The organism is Streptomyces sp. NPDC020780 (assembly GCF_044334475.1).
Lineage (GTDB): Bacteria > Actinomycetota > Actinomycetes > Streptomycetales > Streptomycetaceae > Streptomyces.
In genome coordinates this window covers 234725-253471 of record NZ_JBIRTB010000010.1, presented here as the reverse complement: position 1 = coordinate 253471, position 18747 = coordinate 234725, and the positions used below count along the sequence as shown (strand labels likewise).

The following is an 18747-nucleotide window of genomic DNA, read 5'->3' as shown; positions in this document are numbered from 1 at the left end:
GGTATGTCGTTCTCGTCTAGCGGCCCGGCCAAGGGTTCACACAGGACACTGGTAGATGGTTCGGACAGTGCGGGCATGTCCCCGCGGCGCAAGAAGGAGGCATCGGTGGCGGGCGAGTCCCCCGACAAGTCGGAGCAGCGGAAGTCGTCGGGGACGGCTGAGGAACGCGATCCGCGTTTCGCCGTGTTCCGCGAACCGGCCGCCGCTGCGGACAGCGGGAGCAGGAGTACGACGGGCGGGACGACGGGCGCCGCGACGGATACGGCGACGGCGGTCTTCCGTACGCCGCACCTCGCGGACGCCGCGAGCGACACGCCGGCCGGCGGGACGGCGAGGGAGAGCGACGCCGAGGGTGCCCCGCGTTCCGGGGCCGACCCCGAGGACGGCGTGGAGGCCCGTGAGGGCTCCTCCACGGGCCGCACGGAGGGCGGGACGCCCGCGGCTGCCTCCGAGGCTTCGGCGGGCGTCTCCGACGCTCCTGCCGCTGCTTCCGGGGCATCTGACGACGTTTCCGGGTCGTCCGCGGCCGCTTCCGGGGCACCAGACGTCGATTCTGGGGCGGAGGATGCGGACCCCGGCGAGCAGGAGGTCGGCGGTGAGCGCGTCGCGGCGTCGGAGAAGCGCGCATCCAGCTCTGCGGAGCCGGCGGGGGACAGGGCGCCGGGGGACGGTGCGTCGGCCGGTGGGCCCGGGTCCGCTTCCAGGCCCGAGTCGGGGCGTGCGGCGGGTTCCGAGTCCGAGCCGGAGGCGGGTTCCGCGCCCGGGCGTGCCGTGGCAGGGGCCGCGTCCGGTGGGAAGCCGGACGCCGGGACCGCGTCGGACGACGCCCGGACCGCGTCGGACGACGCCCGGACCGCTCCGGGTTCCGCGACGGACGCGCGGACCGGACCCGCGTCCGAGGCCGGCTCCGGGGATCACATCGGCGCCGGGACCGGCGCGTCGACCGCGCCCACCGATGCCCGGCTGCGTGCCGCCGTAGCCGCCTGGGTCGCGGATGACGACGGCAAAGACGCCACCGCACCCCCGGCCGCTACGGACGAGGACGGGAACCGGGTGAATGCGGAGGACTCCGCAGCTCGGACGGACGAGGCGGAGGACGCGAAGACCGACGGCGCGAAGACCGACGGCGCGAAGACCGGCGGCGCGAAGAGCGAGGGCGCGAAGAGCGAGGGCGTGAAGGCCGAGGGTCTGGAGGCGGCCGGCGCCGCCCGGGTTCCGAAGACCCGCGGTGAGGCCTCCGTCGAGGCCGGTGCCGAGGCGAGGACCAGCACCGAGGCCGGTACCGGGGCGAAGACGAAGCCTGAGGCCGGTACCGGGGCGAAGACAAAGCCTGCGGGGAAGCCCGGGGTGCAGGCGAAGCCCGGGACGAAGGCGAAGCCCGAGGCAGAAGATGCTTCCGGGTCCGCGGAATCCGCCGAATCCGTCGGGGACGACCACGGTATCGATCAGCCGACGACCGCCTTCAAGGCACTGCGTCCGGAGCGGGTCGACCAGCCGACGACCGCACTGAAGCTCCCTCCCTCGCCGGCGAAGAAGCCGGAGCCGGGCCCCGAGACCCCCGCCGGGCGGACGAGCACGTTCGTACCGCTGCGCTCGGACGACGCGAAACCCGCCTCCGCGCCCCGCAGGCCGGGAGCGGCCTTGCCCCCGGCCGCTCCGACGGCTGCCCCGGACCGCACCGCCGGGCCCGGAGCCCCGGCAGGACCGGCGGCCGGGCTCACCGAGGCCGAGCGCACCAGGCAGCAGCCGATGCCGCCCAAGCCGCCCCTCGACCTGCTCGCCGAGCTGACCAACACGCCGCCGCCCCCGGAGACCCCGGTCCGTACGGCGGTCCGGCGGTTCAAGATCTGGACGCCGCTGGTCCTGCTCCTGCTGATCATCTTTGCGATCGCGCAGGCCGTCCGGCCACTCCCGGAACCCGTGCTCTCGCTCACCGCGAAGTCGTCGTACGCCTTCGAGGGAGGCAAGCCCACGCTGCCGTGGCCGGACGAGGGCCAGGGCTACATGGCGGCCACGGGCCTCGGCACGGTCGACTCGTTCGGTGAGCAGAAGCCCGTGCCGATCGGCAGTGTGGCCAAGGCGATGACGGCCTACCTCGTACTGAAGAGCCATCCCATGAAGAAGGGCGAGGACGGGGCGGACGTCCCGGTCGACGCCAAGGCGGAGCAGGAGGGCGGACTGAGCTCCGTGGGCGAGTCGACGCTCGACACGGTGAAGGCCGGCGACACGCTCACCGAGCAGGAGGCCATCGCGGCCGTCATGATCCCCTCCGCGAACAACATCGCGAGGTTGCTGGCCCGCTGGGAAGCCGGTTCCGAGAAGGCGTTCGTCGCGAAGATGAACGACACCGCCGAGGAACTCGGCATGGAGAACACCACGTACACCGACCCGTCCGGCCTCGACGCCACGACGGTCAGCACGGCCGAGGACCAGGTGAAGCTGGGTCAGAAGCTCGTGGAGATCCCCGCCCTGATGGAGATCACCAAGCTGTCCTCGTGGACGGACCCGTCCGGGAAGACGTGGCGCAACTACAACACCCTCGTCCCGTACGACGGCGCCCTCGGCATCAAGACCGGCACCACGACCAAGGCGGGCGGCAACCTGCTCTTCGCCGCGCACAAGATGGTCGGCGACACCGACCAGCTGATCGTCGGCGCGGTGCTGGGGCAGCACAAGCCGCCGATCATCGACACGGTCAACGCGGTGAGCAAGGAGGTCATGGTCGCCACCCAGGGCCTGCTGGAGAGCCGGACGATCGTGAAGAAGGGGCAGGTCGTCGGTACCGTCGACGACGGATTCGGCCACACCACGGACGTGGTCGCGGCCGAGGACGTGAAGGCGGTCGGCTGGCCGGGTCTCACGGTCGAGCTCGAACTGACCGACGACGGCAGGACGATCCCGAACTCGGCTGCCGCCGGCACCCGCGTCGGCACCATGACGATCGGGGAGGGCGCCAGCCAGGTGAAGGTCCCGGTGGTGCTCGACAGCGCACTCTCCGACCCGACCTTCGGCGAGAAACTGACGCGGATCAGCTGACGCGGATCGGCGGACAGGTATCCGCCTCCGTCCCGAGCACCCCCGCCGCGCCCGCCGCGCGGCGGGGGTGTCCCGTCCGCAAGGGCGCGCGGCCGGGGTGTCGGGCCCGCCCAGGCGTGCGCGGACCGGGCGCCACCCGGCGTGGACGGCGGAGAAGCGGGGGAAGGGGAAAACAGCGCGTGCTAGCGTCCCGGAAGCAACGTGTGGACGCCTGCAGGCGTCCCTTCGAGGTACGTGAGCCCGTGCAGCACATCGTCGGTTCGGCAGGGCCCGGGCGAGGACGGGGAGAGTCGAAGTGACCACCGCTGAGCCGACGCGGGCGAACGAGAACATCGTTCCCGCGACCGTGTCCGGCAGGATGCCGGCGCCCCGTGACGGCAGCGAGGAAAAGCCGCCGCCCGGCGCCACAGGAACCGACGGGACACGCCGCACCGCCCGGCACCGTCCGTGGCGCCGCACCGTCCTGGTGACGACCGCGGTGGCGGCGGCCGTGCACCTGCTGTGGTTCTTCTTCTTCGCCAACAGCGGCGGTGACATCGCCGCCCAGGACGCCTGGGCCGAGTTCGTCGGCCGGCATCCCGGGACGGCGTACAACCTCGCCTGGTACGGCGGGATGCACCCCGTCTCGTACAGCGTGGTCTCGCCCTATCTGATGTCGCTGCTCGGCGTCCGCACGACGATGATGATCGTCGGCACGGCCTCGTCCGTGCTCACCGCGCTGATCCTGGTCAGGGTGCCCGCCGTCCGCAACCCCCTGGCCTGCTCACTGGCCGGCGTCTTCGCGTACCTCTGCAACGCCCTGTCCGGGCGGGTGACCTTCGGCCTCGGCATGATGTTCGCCCTGGGGGCCGTCGCCGCGGTCTTCTGCTGGCCGTACCGCTGGCGCTACAAGCGGTGGGCGAAGGCGGCGGTCGCCGCCCCGCTGGCCGGGCTCGCGACTCTGGGGAGTCCGGTCGCCGGGCTCTTCCTCGGCGTGGTCGCCGCGGCGCTCTTCCTGAACAAACGACGCCCCGGGGCGTACGCCCTCGGTCTCGCGCCCGTCGCGGTCGTGGTCCTGTCCGCATGGCTGTTCCCCTTCTCGGGTACGCAGCCGATGTCGCTCGGGACCCTGTCGATGCCGTTGCTCTTCTCCGTCCTGATCTTCTTCCTGGTGCCCCGGGGCTGGCACACCGTGCGCACGGCCGCCGCGGTGTACGGGGTCGGGACGCTGCTGACGTACGTCGTCGACTCGCAGATCGGGTCGAACGTCTCCCGGATGGCGATGCTGTTCGCCGGGGTCGTCCTGCTGGCCGCGCTGCCGTACACGGCCCCCCGAACCCGCCGCTGGTACGCGCTGGTCATCGCGTTCGCCGGGCTGAACTTCTGGATCGGCTACAAGGGCGTCGACGACATAGTGCGCACCGCCCCCACCGCGTCCTGGAACCGTGAGCTGGCCCCTCTGGTCCACCAGCTCCAGAAGGCCGGGGCGCAGCGGGGCCGGGTCGAGGTCGTGCCCGCGAGCAGCCACCGGGAGGCCTCGGCCCTCGCGCCGTACGTGAACCTGGCCCGTGGCTGGAACCGGCAGGCCGACATGAAGCGCAACCCGCTCTTCTACGACGACACCCTGAACGCCGTGAACTACCGCGAGTGGCTGGACCGCTGGGCCGTGCACTACGTGGTGCTGCCGACCGGGAAGCCGGACTCCAGCGGGGCGGTGCAGGAGGCGGCGCTCGTCGAGAAGGGCCAGCCGTACCTGAAGGCCGTCTGGAGCGACGCCAACTGGAAGCTCTTCCGGGTGCTGGACCCGGTGCCGCTCGCCGACCCGCCGGCGACCGTGGAGCGGGCCGGCGCGGACGAACTGACGATCCGGGTGCGGTCGGCGGGCAGGGTGCTGATCCGGATCCCGTACTCGCGTTGGCTCGCCCTCGTGGACGACGAGGGGAAGAGCGTGGAGCGGCCCCAGGAGACGGAGGCCTCCAAGAAGCGGGCGGAGGAGGACGCCGAAGCCCCGAAGGACTTCACCAACGAGCACGGCTGCCTGATCAAGGTGGACGAGGACCCCGACGGCGACGAGTGGACGGAACTGCTCGCCCCGCGCCCGGGCGTCTACCGGCTAGCGGCGCCTTACCAGTTGCAGCCGGGCACCCCGTGCCCTGAGGAACTGCGCTGACGAGGGCTGGGCGGCTGCGTCGACGGGCGGGGCGGGGCAGGGCGCGGGACGGGTCCGAGGGCCGGTTCCGTCGCCTCCGTACGTCTGTCGCGGTCCGTGGCACGTTCGACCTCCCGGCTTCCCGGCGAGGTCTTCCGCGTCGGCGGGCTGAGTCGTCCTGCCACCGGGGGTCCGCCCCGCCGGAGCTTTCGGGTTGCTGAGAACCGGGTGTGACCACCGGGTGTGACCACCGGCCCCAGGGACGGTGTGCACCGACCGACGGGTACCTGCTGCCGGCCGGGCGGCAGGCGTGCCGGGAACGCCGTCGGGGCGGCGTACGCCGACGGGGTGCCGGAGGACGCCGCCCTGGAGCGGGACGGGACGAGTCGCCGGCCCTACTTCGGGTCGTTGCCGAACTTCGCGGTGGACCAGAGGTAGCCGAGCACCGCCAGGCCGAGGCACCAGATGACGGCGAGCCATCCGTTGTGGCCGATCTCGCTGCCGAGCAGCAGGCCGCGCAGGGTCTCGATGGCGGGTGTGAACGGCTGGTAGGCGGCGACCGGCTGGAACCAGCCCGGCATCGAGTCGATGGGGACGAAGGCGCTGGACAGGAGCGGCAGGAGGATCAGGGGCAGTGCGTTGTTGCTGGCGGCTTCGGCGTTGGGGCTGACCAGGCCCATGCCGACCGCGATCCAGGTGAGTGCCGTCGCGAAGAGGACGAGGAGCGCGAGCGCCGCGAGCCATTCCAGGGGGGTGGCGCCGGTGGAGCGGAAGCCGATGGCCACGGCGACGGCTCCGACCAGGACGACGCTGATGACGGACTGGAGCACGCTTCCGACGACGTGTCCGACGATCACGGAGCCACGGTGGATGGCCATGGTGCGGAAGCGGGCGATGATCCCTTCGGTCATGTCGTTGGAGACGGAGACCGCGGTGCCGACCACGGTGCTGCCGACGGTCATCAGGAGCAGGCCGGGGACGATGTAGGCGATGTAGCCGGAGCGGTCGGCACTGCCGTTCCCCAGCCCGGCGGCCATGGTGTCGCCGAAGACGTAGACGAAGAGCAGGAGCAGCATGACGGGGGTGAGCAGGAGGTTCAGGGTGAGGGACGGGTAGCGCCGGGCGTGCAGGAGGTTGCGCCGCAGCATGGTGGTGGAGTCGCGTACGGCCAGGGGGAGTGAGCTCATCGTGCCGTCTCCTTGGACTGGGCGGGGAGGTGGGTGGCGCCGGTCAGGGCGAAGAAGACGTCGTCGAGGTCGGGGGTGTGGACGGTGAGTCCGTCGGCTTCGACGCCCGCGGTGTCCAACTGGTCCAGCAGGACCCGCAGATCGCGTTGGGTGCCGGTGCTCGGAACCTGGAGTGTGAGGGACTCGTCGTTCGAGGAGGCGCCGGGCAGTGCGGAGACTGCGTCACGGTAGGTGGCGGGGTCGGTGAAGCGGAGCTCGACGTGCCCGCCCGGAACGAGCCGCTTGAGTTCTTCGGCGGTGCCGTGGGCGGCGATCCTGCCGTTGTGGAGTACGGCGATGCGGTCGGCGAGTTCGTCGGCCTCTTCCAGGTACTGGGTGGTGAGGAAGACGGTGACGCCGTCGGACACGAGTTCCCGGATGATCTGCCACATGGTGTGGCGTGAGCGCGGGTCGAGGCCGGTGGTGGGTTCGTCGAGGAAGATGATCCGCGGGTTCCCGACCAGGGTCATCGCGATGTCGAGGCGGCGCTTCATGCCGCCCGAGTAGGTGGAGGCGGGCTTCTTCGCCGCCTGGGTGAGGTCGAAACGCTCCAGCAGTTCGGCGGCGACCTGGCGTCCCTCGCGCTTGGAGAGGTGGTGCAGGTCGGCCATGAGGAGCATGTTCTCCTCGCCGGTGATCAGACCGTCGACCGCGGAGAACTGGCCGGTGACACCGATCGCGGCGCGCACGGCCTGCGGGGCGGCGGCGAGGTCGTGGCCCGCGACCTGGGCCTGCCCGCCGTCGGCGGCGATGAGGGTGGACAGGATGTTCACGGTGGTGGTCTTGCCTGCGCCGTTGGGCCCGAGGAGCGCGAAGACGGACCCGGCCGGGATGTGCAGGTCGATACCGTCGAGGACGGTCCTGTCGCCGTAGGACTTGCGCAGACCGATGGCGGAGACGGCGGCCGGCGAGGGGCGACCGCCCACATTTCTGGACGTGGGCATGACAGGTGAAGGCATGGGTGCTTCCTGTTCGAAGGCAGAGGTGACCGGAGACGGCGACCGGAGATACGGAGCGGGGGGTGTGCGGAAAGCGTGCGGAGACGGCGGGCGCTCAGACCTTGGCGCGGAGGATGTTGATGTTGCCCCAGTTGGTCCGCGCGCGGACCTTCACGGTGTTCTCGGTCCGCTCCGGGGCCTCGGAAGCGGCGAGCGTATTGCGTACCTGCCCGCGGGTCGAGCTGACGTCGAGCCAGGCGGCGGTGCCCTCGCGGACACCGACCTCGATGGGGCCGTTGGAGGTCTCCAACTGGACGTCACCGCGGACGACCTCGGCGACACGGAGACCGCCGTTGGTCGTGGTGCCGGCGACCGAGGATTCGGCCCGCGCGATGTCGATGGCGCCGTTGGCGCCGCTCACCCGGAGGTCGCCGGTCACGGTCCCGACGGTCGTGGCGCCGTGCGAGTTCTTCAGGACGGCGGGACCGTCGACGAGGCCGACGCGCACGTTGCCGGTGTTGGTGGTGATCTCGGCCAGGCCCTGGACCCGGTCCACGGTGATGGAGCCGTGCGCCGCCTTGAGGTGCAGCGGGCCGGTCGTGTCGAGGCGCACGTCACCGGCCGACGTCTTCACGCGGACCTCGCCGAGCCGGCCCTCGCCGATCACATGGGCCGCGGCCCCGGTCGTGTCGATGCGTGAACCCGTGGGCAGTTCGACCGTCACGTCGACGGTGCCGCCACGCCCGAGCAGACCGGCCTTGGGCGTACTGATGGTCAGGACGCCGTGGGTGTAGGCGACTTCGGTCTGCTCGGCCGCACGCGTGTCCATGTCCTTCTTCGGATCGCGGGGCCGCACCTCGACCACGGTCTCGGAGCGGTCGCCCGCGGTGAACTGGATGGAACCGGCGTACACGTAGGCGGTGACCGAGATCGCGTCAGGAGTCTCGAAAGAAGGCATGGCTGTCCCGTCCTCTTGGCTCGTCAGGACGTCCCTGCTGCGGGGACGTGTCGTAGGTGAAGTGGTGGGCGGGGCGGGGTGCGGTCAGCGCACCCATCCCGTGAAGCTCTGTCCGAGGGTCTGGCTCTTCTCCGTCGTACGCGGCCGGGCGCCGCCCTCGACCGCCCCCGACACGGCGCGCACCAGCCACGCGTTGACCGACAGCCCCTCACGGGCCGCGGCCTCCTCGGCGCGTGCCTTGAGGTGGGCCGGCAGGCGAAGGTTGACGCGGGCGGTGCCACCTTCGTCACCGTCGGCCGGGGCCGGGGCCGGGGCCGGGGTCGTGAACGCTTCGACGGGTGCGGCCGGCTCCGCGGAGGCGCCGTCGTCGGTGGGCGGCGGCGTCACCACGAAGTCGGGGTCGAGCCCCCGCAGCCGTACGTCGACCGAGCCCGGGGCGAGTTCGCGGGTGACCTCGTCCATCGCGGCGGAGAGCACATTGAGCAGGGTCAGCCGCGCCGCCGACTCCAGGGGAGCGGTGAGCCTCTCGGCCAGCTCACGTGCTTCGTCACCGCCGGCTTCGGCGGCCACCGCGAGTTCGCGGCGGAGGGTGTCGACATACGGGGTGAGATCCATGACGCCATAATGGCACCACAGTGGCGCCATGCGCAAGTCTGGGCTGCACTTTCCGTGGGTGCGTACTGGTGGGGCGGCTTCGCCTGCGGAAATGCGGTGAGGGTCTGCCGTTTCTTGGTGAGGTGGGCGGGCCTGCGGCCTCGTGTGCTGCGCGCGGAACCGGATGGCACCCTTGGGTGCCACGTGTCGCCAGGTGGTGTCGCCAGGTGATACGCGGTGGTGCCATATGGCGCCATGCGGTGCCACTCTGCATCAGTTCGGCGCCAGGTGGTGCCGCACGGCGATGCGGGTGTCACGCCCGGAAGTGAGCCGACATCGAGTTCGGGCCCCCGGCATCCCGAGGCCAGGGGGTGCGACGACGCGACCGGTGCCGCGATGTCACTCTGGTCTGTCGGTGCACGGCGCGGACGGGATCATGCCGAAGGCGGGACCGGCCGACGGGGGTGAGGTCGCGCAGGCCGGCGAGGCCGAGGGTGGTGGTGCGCACCGTCTCGCAGGTGGTGCACGTGGTCCGCGGCGGAGGGCCTTACGCGGCCGCGACGTCCGGCCCGTGGCCCGGACCGGCGGTCGGAGGTCGTCCGAAAACCCCGATTCGGCCGGGGTGCCGACCGAGTCGGGCGGGACCGTCTGCCTACACGTGGCGTCCGCGACAGGCGAAGGGGCGGGTGCGCGTCTTGAAGCGGCCGGGGCAACGCCGATGGACGCCGACACGGACACCGGAGGGGTCAGCGAGCGCCGTCGTCACCCGTCCGACCCTCCTCACATCCGGCGTCGCCCGCCGTTGCCCTCTCCGGTGGGGCCCGAGTGTCCGGTCCGATCGTCCTCGGGCATGCCCTCGCGTAGCCGCGGTCTCCGTTCGGCGGCCTTCCTGTACCAGGCGCCGTACTGCGCCGCGAGGAACACAGCTGACATGCCGTGCAGGAGGATGCTGAGTGCGACGGTGACCGCGATCACCCGGCCGAGGAGCTGCACACCCGGGACGTGTTCTTCCACGAGGAGGAGCCCGAAGACGACGGAGGCGAGTCCCCGCGGACCGAACCACCCGAGGTAGGCGACCGTGGGAAGGGCCAGGCCGCTCCTGGTCAGGGAGAGGGCGACAGGCAGCATCCGGACCACCGTCAGGCTCAGCACGGCATAGGTGACGATCCGCCAGTCGAGGCCTTCCAGGGCCGGCCCGAGCAGGACGGCACCGAAGACCAGGAAGCTCAAGGACGCGAGAAGTTCGGCGAGACGACCGGCGAGGTCGGCGGAGTCGTCGGCTACGCCCGGTGCGCCCGCCGGTGAGTCCGACGGTCGGCCGGCCGGCGCACCCGCCGGTTCGCGCCGCCGCAGGGAGACGCCGAAGGCGAATCCGGCCACCCACGCCGCGATGAAACCGCTCCCCTCGATGACGACGGCCAGCGTGTACGCGCCCATGGCCACGGCCAGGACGAACGTCTGCCGCCAGTCATCAGTGATCCAGCCCCTCGCACGAGACCGGCGCAACAGCCACCCACCCAGCACACCGACGGCCAGGCCCCCTGCGGTGCTGAGCACGAGCGCGCGCCAGAAGACTCCGGCGGCTCCTTCCTGCGAGGCCGTCGTCCCGGGCAGAGCCGCGAGGAAGAGCACGAAGAAGGGCAGGGCCATACCGTCGTTCAGGCCGGATTCCACATTCAGGCCGCCGCGCACCAGCGGGGGGACCCGTGAGTCGGAGACCGCCGTCTTGCCGAGGGCCGCGTCCGTCGGCGCGAGAACGGTCCCGAGCAGGGCCATCTCCCACACGGACAGGCCGGGCAGCAGGGGCCATGCCAGGAGCCATCCCGCTCCGATCGTCAGTGGCAGGCCGATCCCCAGCAGGCGGCTGGGGAGGAACCTACCGAGACGGAGGTCCCGTCGATCTACGGACATCGCGCCCGTGAACAGCACCAGCGTCAGGGCGGCTTCGACGAGGGTGCGTACGGGCCCCGCGTCGCGCTCCAGAGTGAGCAGGTCGAGCCCGAGCGGCCCGATGGCCACCCCGATACCGGTGAACACCATCGGCGCCGACACGACGGTGGTGGCCAGCCGCCGGGAGAAGAGGGCGTAGCCCGCCGTCACGGCGGCCACGGCCACCCCTGTCCACGCGCTGTCACTCACTGTGTCCTCGCACCTGATCGTCGTGTACGCAGCGTAAACCCGGCTACCGGTGCTGTTGCCGGACATTCAGGGACAACGGACCGACCGGGTGGCGGTGGGGCACGGCCATGGGCAGGACCAGTCGCCAGCACGTCCGAAGCGGGCGCGCTCCACCCGAACGCCGCCGAACAACGGAGTCCGCTACCCCTGTTGCCCGCCCCCTCAAGGAATGCGCGGCACCTCGTGGTTGCACACGCCCGCCCCCGGACGGCGCCGCCGGTATCCCGGACGGCTGCGTGTTCCCGACTGTGTGGCGCTCGCCGGAATCCTGTTCGTGCTGCGCACCGGGGGTGCGCGGCGCGTTGTTCCGGCCGAGACGGTGGGCTGCTCAGGGGTGACGGCCTGGCGCCGCTGCGAGACTGGACCGAGGTCGGCGTCTGGCCACGCCTGCACGCCGTTCTGCTGACCGAACTCCGCCGCGCGGCCTCGTCGGACCTGGACGACTGGGCCGTGGACGGCTTTCATGTCCGGGCCCTCAAAGGGGGGATCACGGCGGCCCCTCGCCCGTCGACCGCGCCCGCCCAGGCTCGAAGCACCACCTGATCGTCGACCGGCACGGAACCCCGCTCGCCTCACGCTCACCGGCGGCAACCGGCATGACGTTACCCAGTTCCTGCCGCTACTGGACGCCATTCCGTCGATCCGGGGAGTGCGCGGACGTCCCCGCCGTAAGCCCCGGCGCCTGTACGCGGACCGGGGCTACGACTCCGACACGTACCGTCGTCTGCTGTGGAATCGCGGCATCAAGCCGCTGATCGCCCGACGCGGCGTCGCCCACGGTTCCGGACTGGGCAAGGTGTGTCGGGTCGTCGAGCGCACCTTCGCCTGGCTGCACCAGTTCAAACGACTCCGCACCCACTACGAACGACGGGCCGATTTCCACCAGGGTCTGCTCGGCCTGGGCTGCAGGCTCATATGTCTGCGTCGGCTCCAGTGGGCGGCCGAGCGCGCCAGTAGCGGAGACGGACCTCGGCCCCGTTGATACGCACGGTGCAGTCCTTGAAGAGGTGCTCCAGGATCAGGTCGGGCTGGACCTGCTCGACCGACTCGCCGCCCGCGCGGCGGCGGAGTCACAGTAGTGATCTTCAGTGATCGAGTGCCCGGCTGTCGGCTGGCAACCGGAAGCAGCCTGCTGAAGGTGTTTCGGGTGGCCCGCAAGGGGGCCCTGGGGCGGTGCGTCAGCCCGAGGCGCCGCTGCGCCGGGCGTAGGCGCGGGCGGCACGGACACGGTCGCCGCAGCGGGTGGAGCACCAGTGGCGCCGGCCGTGGGTGCGCAGGAGGAACCGGTCACAGGGGGCGGAGCCGCAGGCGGCGAGGATGTCGGCGTCGGGCCCGGTGAGCAGGTCGGCGGCGTCGGCGGCGAGGGTCGCCAGTGCGTGGTTGACGGCCTGGTCGGTGGGGTGCGCCTGGATGCGGCGCAGCCCTTGGGCCCCGTCCCAGGCGAGGAGGGGGGCGGTGGGCACGGCCCTGAGGGCCTCGTTCGCCGCGTGCAGGGATTCCTCCGGCGGGGGCGCGCCGTCCACGCGCGCGGTGAACAGGGCGCGGATGTGTCCGCGCAGGGTGCGCATCCGCTGGGCGCAGAACTCGTACAGCTGCACCTCAGGGGCGGTCAGGTCGTGAGCTGCGAGCCAGCGCATGGCGGATTCGGGAGCGGCGAGCAGGTCGTAGCTCTGACCGGCAGGCAGGGTGGCGGCGGTGTCGGCGAAGTCCAGGGAGCGGTACCGGTCGGCACCCGGCGCCCGGGGCAGAGCGGTCGGCGCCAGGTCAGCGGCCAGGGTGTCATCCATACATCTCATGGTAGCGCTTGCATTTATCCGTGACGGTTGCCTAGCCTGGCATCACGTTAACCGCAGGTTTTATTCGTGAGAAACGGAGATGTGATGTCCCAGCTCGACGCCAACCAGTTCCCGGTCCGCACGTTCGGCGGCCCGACCGCCCTGTTCGAGTACGGCGGCCTGCGCTTCCTGACCGACCCCACCTTCGACGGCCCCGGCGACTACCCCGCGCCCGGCGGCCCGACCCTGGTCAAGACCGCCCCCTCCACCGCTACGCCCGCCGATGTCGGCCCCGTCGACGTGGTCCTGCTCTCCCACGACGAGCACGCCGACAACCTCGACACCTCCGGCCGCGCCCTGCTCTCCGACGTCCCCCTCACCCTCACCACCCCCGGCGGCGGCGAGCGCCTCGGGGCGAAGGCCAAGGGCCTGGCCGACTGGGAGACGGTCGAGCTGGAGCGTCCGGGCGGCGGCACCATCACGGTGACCGGAGTCCCGGCCATCCACGGCCCCGGCGCTCGTGAGGAGATCGAGCCCTTCACCGGCCAGGTCGTCGGCTTCGTCCTGACGGGAGAGGGCCTGCCGACGGTCTACGTCAGCGGCGACAACGCCTCGCTCGACGCGGTCAGGGAGATCGCTGAGCGCTTCGCCGCGATCGACACCGCCCTGATGTTCGCCGGCGCCCCCCGCTTCCCCATGCTCTTCGAGGGCCGACCGGTCGTCCTGGACAGCGCCCAGGCCGCCGAAGCCACCCGGATTCTCGACGCCCGCCGCGTCGTCCCCGTCCACCACGACAGCTGGTCCCACTTCACCGAGGGCCGCGACGAGCTGGAGGCAGCCTTCGCCGCCGCGGGCCTGACCGACCGCCTGGACCAGGACTGGGCGCAGCGCGCCTGAGCCCGGACCACCACTTGAGGAACCGGGAGCTCGTGCCGGGGTCGGGGCCCGCAGCACGCCGAGCCCCGACCCCGGCACGATCCTTCGCGGCGTCCCCTGCGCCGCGCCAGAACGACAGAGAAGGACCCGATCGCATGTCCACCGGACCCAACGCCGACCTCGTGCACCGCTTCTACCAGGCCCTTCAGCAGGGCGACTACGAGACGCTCACCGGCATGTTCCACCCGGACTTCGTCTTCTACCCCCAGATCGACAGCCCCCGGCCCGGCGCCGCAGGGTTCATCGACGCGGAGAAGAAGCACCTCGACGCCTTCCCCGGCAACCGCCTGACGGTCCTCGACACCGTCGCCGAAGCCGACAAGGTCGGCGCCTACGTCGTGGTCGAAGGAGACCAGGGCGGCGACTACTACAACATCCCCCCACGCGGAGCGCACGTACGGTTTTCCATGTTCAACCTGTTCACGTTCAAGGACGGGAAGATCATTGAGAAGCGGGCCCACTACAACAAGGCCGACATCATGGACCAGCTCACGGCCGGCTCCGCCGCCTGACGACACGGGCCTCGACAGGGCCACGCCCTGCGCCCCTCCACCCGCCGACGGCGCGCGCCTGGAGCGAAACGGTTGCTCCGTGAGCGCGCGCGTCAACGCCAGGGACAGCGGGCCTGGGGCGGGTGCCAGCCCGGCGAGGCCGACGACTCCGTGCCGAACGATGCTGATCCATCGGGGCGGATTGGGGATGACGATTCCCCAGCCGCTCACGCATCGCTCACGCAAACGGCCCCGGACGAGAAGTCCGAGGCCGAGTAAGACCCCTCCCTGGGGAAGAAACCCCAGCTCGGAGCGGTAACGCGCTGTGCCCCCGGCAGGATTCGAACCTGCGACACCCGCTTTAGGAGAGCGGTGCTCTATCCCCTGAGCTACGAAGGCGCGGGATCTGTCGACAAACGTGTCTGAACCCAGAGTGTACGACCGACCACTCTTCGACATGTCATGGACAGTTTGACGATCGACCGGTGAGGGTCTGCTCGCCGCCGCCAGTGTAGCGGGTGGCGTGCTGGGTGCGGCGGGGGACGGTGCCTGGGTTCTGCCGGTGGTACCGGAGCATCCCTCCCGTAAGTGGGTGACGTGCCGGGGGCTTCAGTTGGCAATCGCGTGGGGCGCTCCGGTGAGTGGGTTGTTCGGCTGGGCACGGGTGCCTTACGCACTCCGAGGTGCCTTCTTCCTGTGAGAGACCTTCCTGCTCATGATGGTGGGAGGCGCTGTCAGGCGCCTCTCTCCTCTTCCTGGTTCCACCGCGAAAGGCACAGCAATGACCATGTCCACTCCCTCGCTTCCCGGTGGTACCTGGGCCCTGGGCGATCTGACCGTCACTCGGTTCGGCTACGGTGCCATGCAGCTCGCCGGCCCCTGGGTGATGGGCCCGCCCGCTGACCAGGAAGGCGCACTCGCCGTCCTGCGTGAGGCTGTCGCCCTCGGCATCACCCATATCGACACCGCCGATGCGTACGGGCCGCACATCACCAACCAGCTGATCCGCGAGGCTCTGCACCCGTACCCCGACTCGCTGCACATCGTGACCAAGGTCGGCGCCCACCGGGACGCGCAGGGAGGCTGGCCCCCGGCCCGTACGCCTGATGACCTGCGCCGGGCTGTCGACCACAACCTGGAGAACCTCGGGCTGGAGAGACTGGACCTGGTCAACCTGCGGCTCGGTGACGCTCAGGGTCCGCAGCCCGGCTCGGTTGCCGAGGCGTTCGGCACGCTCGTCGAACTCCAGCAGCAGGGTCTGATCCGGCACCTCGGCGTGAGTAACGCAACCGCGGAGCAGGTCGCCGAGGCACGCTCGATCGCGCCGATCGTGTGTGTGCAGAACATGTACAACCTCGCCCATCGCCAGGACGATGCCCTGATCGACGAGCTCGCCGAGCAGGGCATCGCCTACGTGCCGTTCTTCCCGCTCGGCGGTTTCACCCCGCTCCAGTCCTCGGCCCTCACGGCCGTCGCCTTCCGGCTGCGGACTACACCGATGTCCGTCGCCCTGGCCTGGCTGCTGCAGCGGTCGCCCAACATCCTGCTGATCCCGGGCACGTCGTCGGTCGCGCACCTGCGCGAGAACGTCGCGGGCGGCGGCCTCTCGCTCTCCGAGGAAGATCTCGCCGAGCTGGACAAGATCGGCCGCTGACAGCGGCGTACCGGGCTTCGGGAAGGGGGCGGCGGACCCTCTCCGGAAGGACACAGCGGATACCGCAGACACCGCAGACACCTCGGACACCGCAGACACCCGGACACCGCAGGACGGTGCGGCAGCCGTGCTCGGCGTGAGTCCCTCAGATGACGCGGGTGTCGTAGGCCGCCCGGTTGGCGAACACATCGTCCATATGCACCTCGGCCCAGGCTTTGAGGCCGCGCATCGTCTCGTACAGCGACAAGCCCAGACCGGTCAGCTCGTAGGACACGGTGACGGGCACGGTCGGCACCACGGTGCGGGCCACAAGGCCGTCACGCTCGAGGGAGCGCAGGGTCTGGGTGAGCATCTTCTGGCTGACGCCGGCCAGCAGGCGGGCCAGCTCCGAGTAACGCATCGCCCGCGGCTCACCGGCGCAGTCGGTACCCGGCTGGTGCGCACTGTCACTGCCGAGCGCGGCCAGGACCAGGGTGACCCACTTGTTGGAGAGTCGGTCGAGCAGCTTGCGGCTGGGGCAGGCCGCCACGAAGGCGTCGTACTCCGCCCGGGCCTGTGCTCTCTGCTGTGCAGCCGTCATCGTCGCCATCTGCCGCTCCTCCCGCCTGTGAGCGCTCGCGCGCACTCTCCAGTAGCTACTCCCTTTTGGGAAGCTACGTGTCAGTAGTGGTGCATGCCACTGTTGGATACCAAGTCTACGGCGCTGCGGGTGCCGGGGATTGCCGGGGACGGCGGCTTGGCCGGCGCGGCGCCCAGTGCTGATTCGGATCCACGAGCCGGAGGAGCAGGAAGAGCCGGAGGAGCCGGAAGGATCGGGCGGCCGGAGCGTCGGCCGGGGACCCCCGTTCTTGACCGCCGCCGGGCTCGGGCATAGCGTCGCCGGGTTGCTGAGCCAGCGTTTGGAGAGGTCGCTCGTGCCCCACACCGACCCCGACCCCGACCGTTCCTTTTCGTCCTCCTCCTCCTCCCTTCCGGCCTCCGCCGCCGATCCGGCCGGCATGGCCGATATCGAGGCGCTGCTGACCGCGCCGGGTGCTCCGTTCGCCGTCGTCCGCGCCGACCACGGTCCGCTGGTGTACGCGAACGGCCCTCGGACGCTCCGCGAGTTCGTGGAGGCGACCTGGGCGTTCGGGGACCAGCCGTTCCTCATCGCGGGAGAACGCGTCTGCTCGTACGGGGAGTTCTTCGCCGCCGCCTCCGCGCTGGCGCGTCGATTCACCGAGGAGTACGGGCTACGGCCGGGGGACCGGGCGGTCGTGGCGATGCGTAACCGCCCCGAGTGGCAGATCGCCTTCTGGGCGGCCCAGTTGGCCGGCCTGGTCGCCGTTCCGTTCAACACCTGGTGGACGGAGGCCGAGTGCAGCTTCGCTCTCGAGGACTGTGGGCCGCGGGTCCTTCTGGTCGACGGGGAGCAGATGCCGAAGGTGAAGGCGTGGGGGGTGCATGCCCGGGCACGCTTCGTTGTCTTCGAAGACGCTGCAGGCAGTGCGGAGCGAACCGGGGACGAGGCAGCCAAGGGGGTGGGGGGCGGCCTTCCCGCCGAGACTGAGCGGTACGCGGACTTCCCGGAACCCGATCCGCTGGGAGCGCCCCCCGAGGTCGAGGTCCGCCCGGAGGACGATGCCACGATCATCTACACCTCCGGCACTACGGGGCGGCCCAAGGGAGCCGTGGCCACTCAGCTCGCACAGACGGGCGCAGCCCTGAACCCCCGGTTCCAGGCGGCGGTCTCCGCGCTCGGCCGTGGCGTCGTCCCCGGCCAAGGGCCGGCCCCGGTCACGCTGATGACCTTCCCTTTCTTCCACGCCGCGGCGTTCACCAGCCTCTACGGGGCCATGGCGGCGGGAGGCACTCTTGTCCTGATGCGGGAATGGGACGCCGACCAGGCCGTGCGGCTGATTCGTGAGCACCGGGTCACGCACTACGCCGGTGTGCCGGCCACCGCGCTTCAGTTGCTTGCCTCGGCCGACCGGGCGGGGGACGGGTTGGAGAGTCTGCGGATGCTGAGCACAGGCGGGGCGGCGGCTCCCCCGCGTCTTGTCGCCCAGCTCACCGCCGGGCACGGTGAGCGGATCGAGCCGCGCACCGGTTACGGCCTGACGGAGACCAGCGGCGGGGTCCTGGCCAACTTCGGTGCCGCGTACCGGGCCCACCCGGAGTGTGTCGGTACTCCCACGCCCGTCACGGAGGTGCGGATCGCCGGAGCGGAGGGGGAGCCGCTTCCGGAGGGGGAGGTCGGAGAGCTGTGGCTGCGAGGCCAGTCCCTGGTGCGCGGGTACTGGCGTGACGAGGCGGCGACAGCGGCGGCGTTCGTCGCAGGGTGGTTCCGCACGGGGGACCTCGCCGTGGTCCGGGACGGGCGGGTAGCCGTGGTGGACCGGATCAAGGATGTGGTGATCAGGGGCGGCGAGAACGTCTATTGCATGGAGGTCGAGGCCGCCCTGCACGGTCACCCGGACGTCGAGGACGCGGCGGTGCTCGGCGTTCCGCATCCGGTACTGGGCGAGGAGGTCGCGGCGGTCGTGAGGCTACGCCCGGAGGCCGAGGTCACGGCGGGAGCACTGCAGGCGCACGTGGGGAGGACGCTGGCCGCGTTCAAGGTTCCCGTACACGTGCTGCTGACTCACGAGCCGTTGCCACGGAACCCGACGGGGAAGGTCCTCAAACGCATGTTGGGCGGCACGTTGCGGGAGCATCTACGGGACGAGGGCACGGAGAGGTGACGAGCCGCCTCCCCAACTGGAGGGCGGGCGGAACACGGCCCGGGGAAGACGCGACCGGGGAAAGTGCCGGGCGGGGCGGGGCCGGGTGGAGCGGGGCGACAGGCGCCGGG

The 18747-nt window shown here is 71.1% G+C and carries 13 protein-coding genes, 1 tRNA gene and 1 pseudogene; 7 read left to right on the top strand and 8 right to left on the bottom strand.

Features of this window, described 5'->3' with window-relative positions:
- Window positions 1–75: 75 nt before the first annotated feature.
- Both ACH4VO_RS21335 and ACH4VO_RS21330 read left to right on the top strand, forming a co-directional pair.
- On the top strand, window positions 76–3036 hold the full coding sequence (locus ACH4VO_RS21335) for a hypothetical protein (protein WP_360987001.1): 2961 nt from the start codon (window positions 76–78) through the stop codon (window positions 3034–3036).
- 358 nt (window positions 3037–3394) lie between these two features.
- Entirely contained in the window at window positions 3395–5185 is a 1791-nt protein-coding gene (locus tag ACH4VO_RS21330) for an MFS transporter (protein ID WP_398441190.1), read from the top strand.
- A 374-nt stretch (window positions 5186–5559) separates the two neighbouring features.
- On the opposite strand, the gene ACH4VO_RS21325 is transcribed toward ACH4VO_RS21330, so the two are convergent.
- The 5 genes from ACH4VO_RS21325 to ACH4VO_RS21305 all read right to left on the bottom strand — a co-directional run bounded on the left by ACH4VO_RS21325 (window position 5560) and on the right by ACH4VO_RS21305 (window position 11019).
- Entirely contained in the window at window positions 5560–6351 is a 792-nt protein-coding gene (locus ACH4VO_RS21325; protein WP_360987007.1) for an ABC transporter permease, read from the bottom strand.
- A complete protein-coding gene (locus ACH4VO_RS21320) occupies window positions 6348–7349 on the bottom strand; it encodes an ATP-binding cassette domain-containing protein (protein WP_398441155.1) in 1002 nt (333 codons plus the stop codon). Before ACH4VO_RS21320 ends, ACH4VO_RS21325 begins: the two co-directional genes overlap by 4 nt.
- A 94-nt stretch (window positions 7350–7443) precedes the next feature.
- The gene (locus ACH4VO_RS21315) at window positions 7444–8286 is read right to left on the bottom strand and encodes a DUF4097 family beta strand repeat-containing protein (protein ID WP_360987010.1); all 843 of its coding nucleotides are present in this window, start codon (window positions 8284–8286) and stop codon (window positions 7444–7446) included.
- Window positions 8287–8370: 84 nt separating this feature from the next.
- On the bottom strand, window positions 8371–8901 hold the full coding sequence (locus ACH4VO_RS21310; RefSeq protein ID WP_360987013.1) for a toxin-antitoxin system HicB family antitoxin: 531 nt from the start codon (window positions 8899–8901) through the stop codon (window positions 8371–8373).
- Window positions 8902–9660: 759 nt separating this feature from the next.
- Entirely contained in the window at window positions 9661–11019 is a 1359-nt protein-coding gene (locus ACH4VO_RS21305) for a cation:proton antiporter (protein WP_360987016.1), read from the bottom strand.
- Window positions 11020–11227: 208 nt separating this feature from the next.
- Between ACH4VO_RS21305 and ACH4VO_RS21300 the strand changes: the two are divergent.
- Window positions 11228–12040: pseudogene (locus ACH4VO_RS21300) on the top strand (IS5 family transposase).
- A gap of 196 nt (window positions 12041–12236) precedes the next feature.
- Here ACH4VO_RS21300 and ACH4VO_RS21295 read toward each other — a convergent pair.
- On the bottom strand, window positions 12237–12845 hold the full coding sequence (locus ACH4VO_RS21295; RefSeq protein ID WP_360987019.1) for an ABATE domain-containing protein: 609 nt from the start codon (window positions 12843–12845) through the stop codon (window positions 12237–12239).
- A gap of 93 nt (window positions 12846–12938) precedes the next feature.
- Between ACH4VO_RS21295 and ACH4VO_RS21290 the strand changes: the two genes are divergently transcribed.
- Complete coding sequence (locus tag ACH4VO_RS21290; RefSeq protein ID WP_360987022.1) at window positions 12939–13730, top strand: MBL fold metallo-hydrolase; 792 nt, start codon at window positions 12939–12941, stop codon at window positions 13728–13730.
- Window positions 13731–13864: 134 nt separating this feature from the next.
- A complete protein-coding gene (locus tag ACH4VO_RS21285) occupies window positions 13865–14281 on the top strand; it encodes an ester cyclase (RefSeq protein WP_360987025.1) in 417 nt (138 codons plus the stop codon).
- Window positions 14282–14586: 305 nt separating this feature from the next.
- On the opposite strand, the gene ACH4VO_RS21280 is transcribed toward ACH4VO_RS21285, so the two are convergent.
- A tRNA-Arg gene (locus ACH4VO_RS21280) sits at window positions 14587–14659 on the bottom strand.
- 388 nt (window positions 14660–15047) lie between these two features.
- Here ACH4VO_RS21280 and ACH4VO_RS21275 point away from each other — a divergent pair.
- Window positions 15048–15914: an aldo/keto reductase family oxidoreductase gene (locus ACH4VO_RS21275; RefSeq protein WP_398441189.1), complete on the top strand. Its 867-nt coding sequence runs from the start codon at window positions 15048–15050 to the stop codon at window positions 15912–15914.
- A 145-nt stretch (window positions 15915–16059) separates the two neighbouring features.
- Here the strand turns inward: ACH4VO_RS21275 and ACH4VO_RS21270 are convergent, their stop codons facing one another.
- The gene (locus ACH4VO_RS21270) at window positions 16060–16503 is read right to left on the bottom strand and encodes a helix-turn-helix domain-containing protein (RefSeq protein WP_360987031.1); all 444 of its coding nucleotides are present in this window, start codon (window positions 16501–16503) and stop codon (window positions 16060–16062) included.
- Between the two features lie 409 nt (window positions 16504–16912).
- Here ACH4VO_RS21270 and ACH4VO_RS21265 point away from each other — a divergent pair, with 409 nt between their 5' ends.
- The gene (locus tag ACH4VO_RS21265) at window positions 16913–18637 is read left to right on the top strand and encodes a class I adenylate-forming enzyme family protein (RefSeq protein WP_360987376.1); all 1725 of its coding nucleotides are present in this window, start codon (window positions 16913–16915) and stop codon (window positions 18635–18637) included.
- Window positions 18638–18747 lie beyond the last annotated feature (110 nt).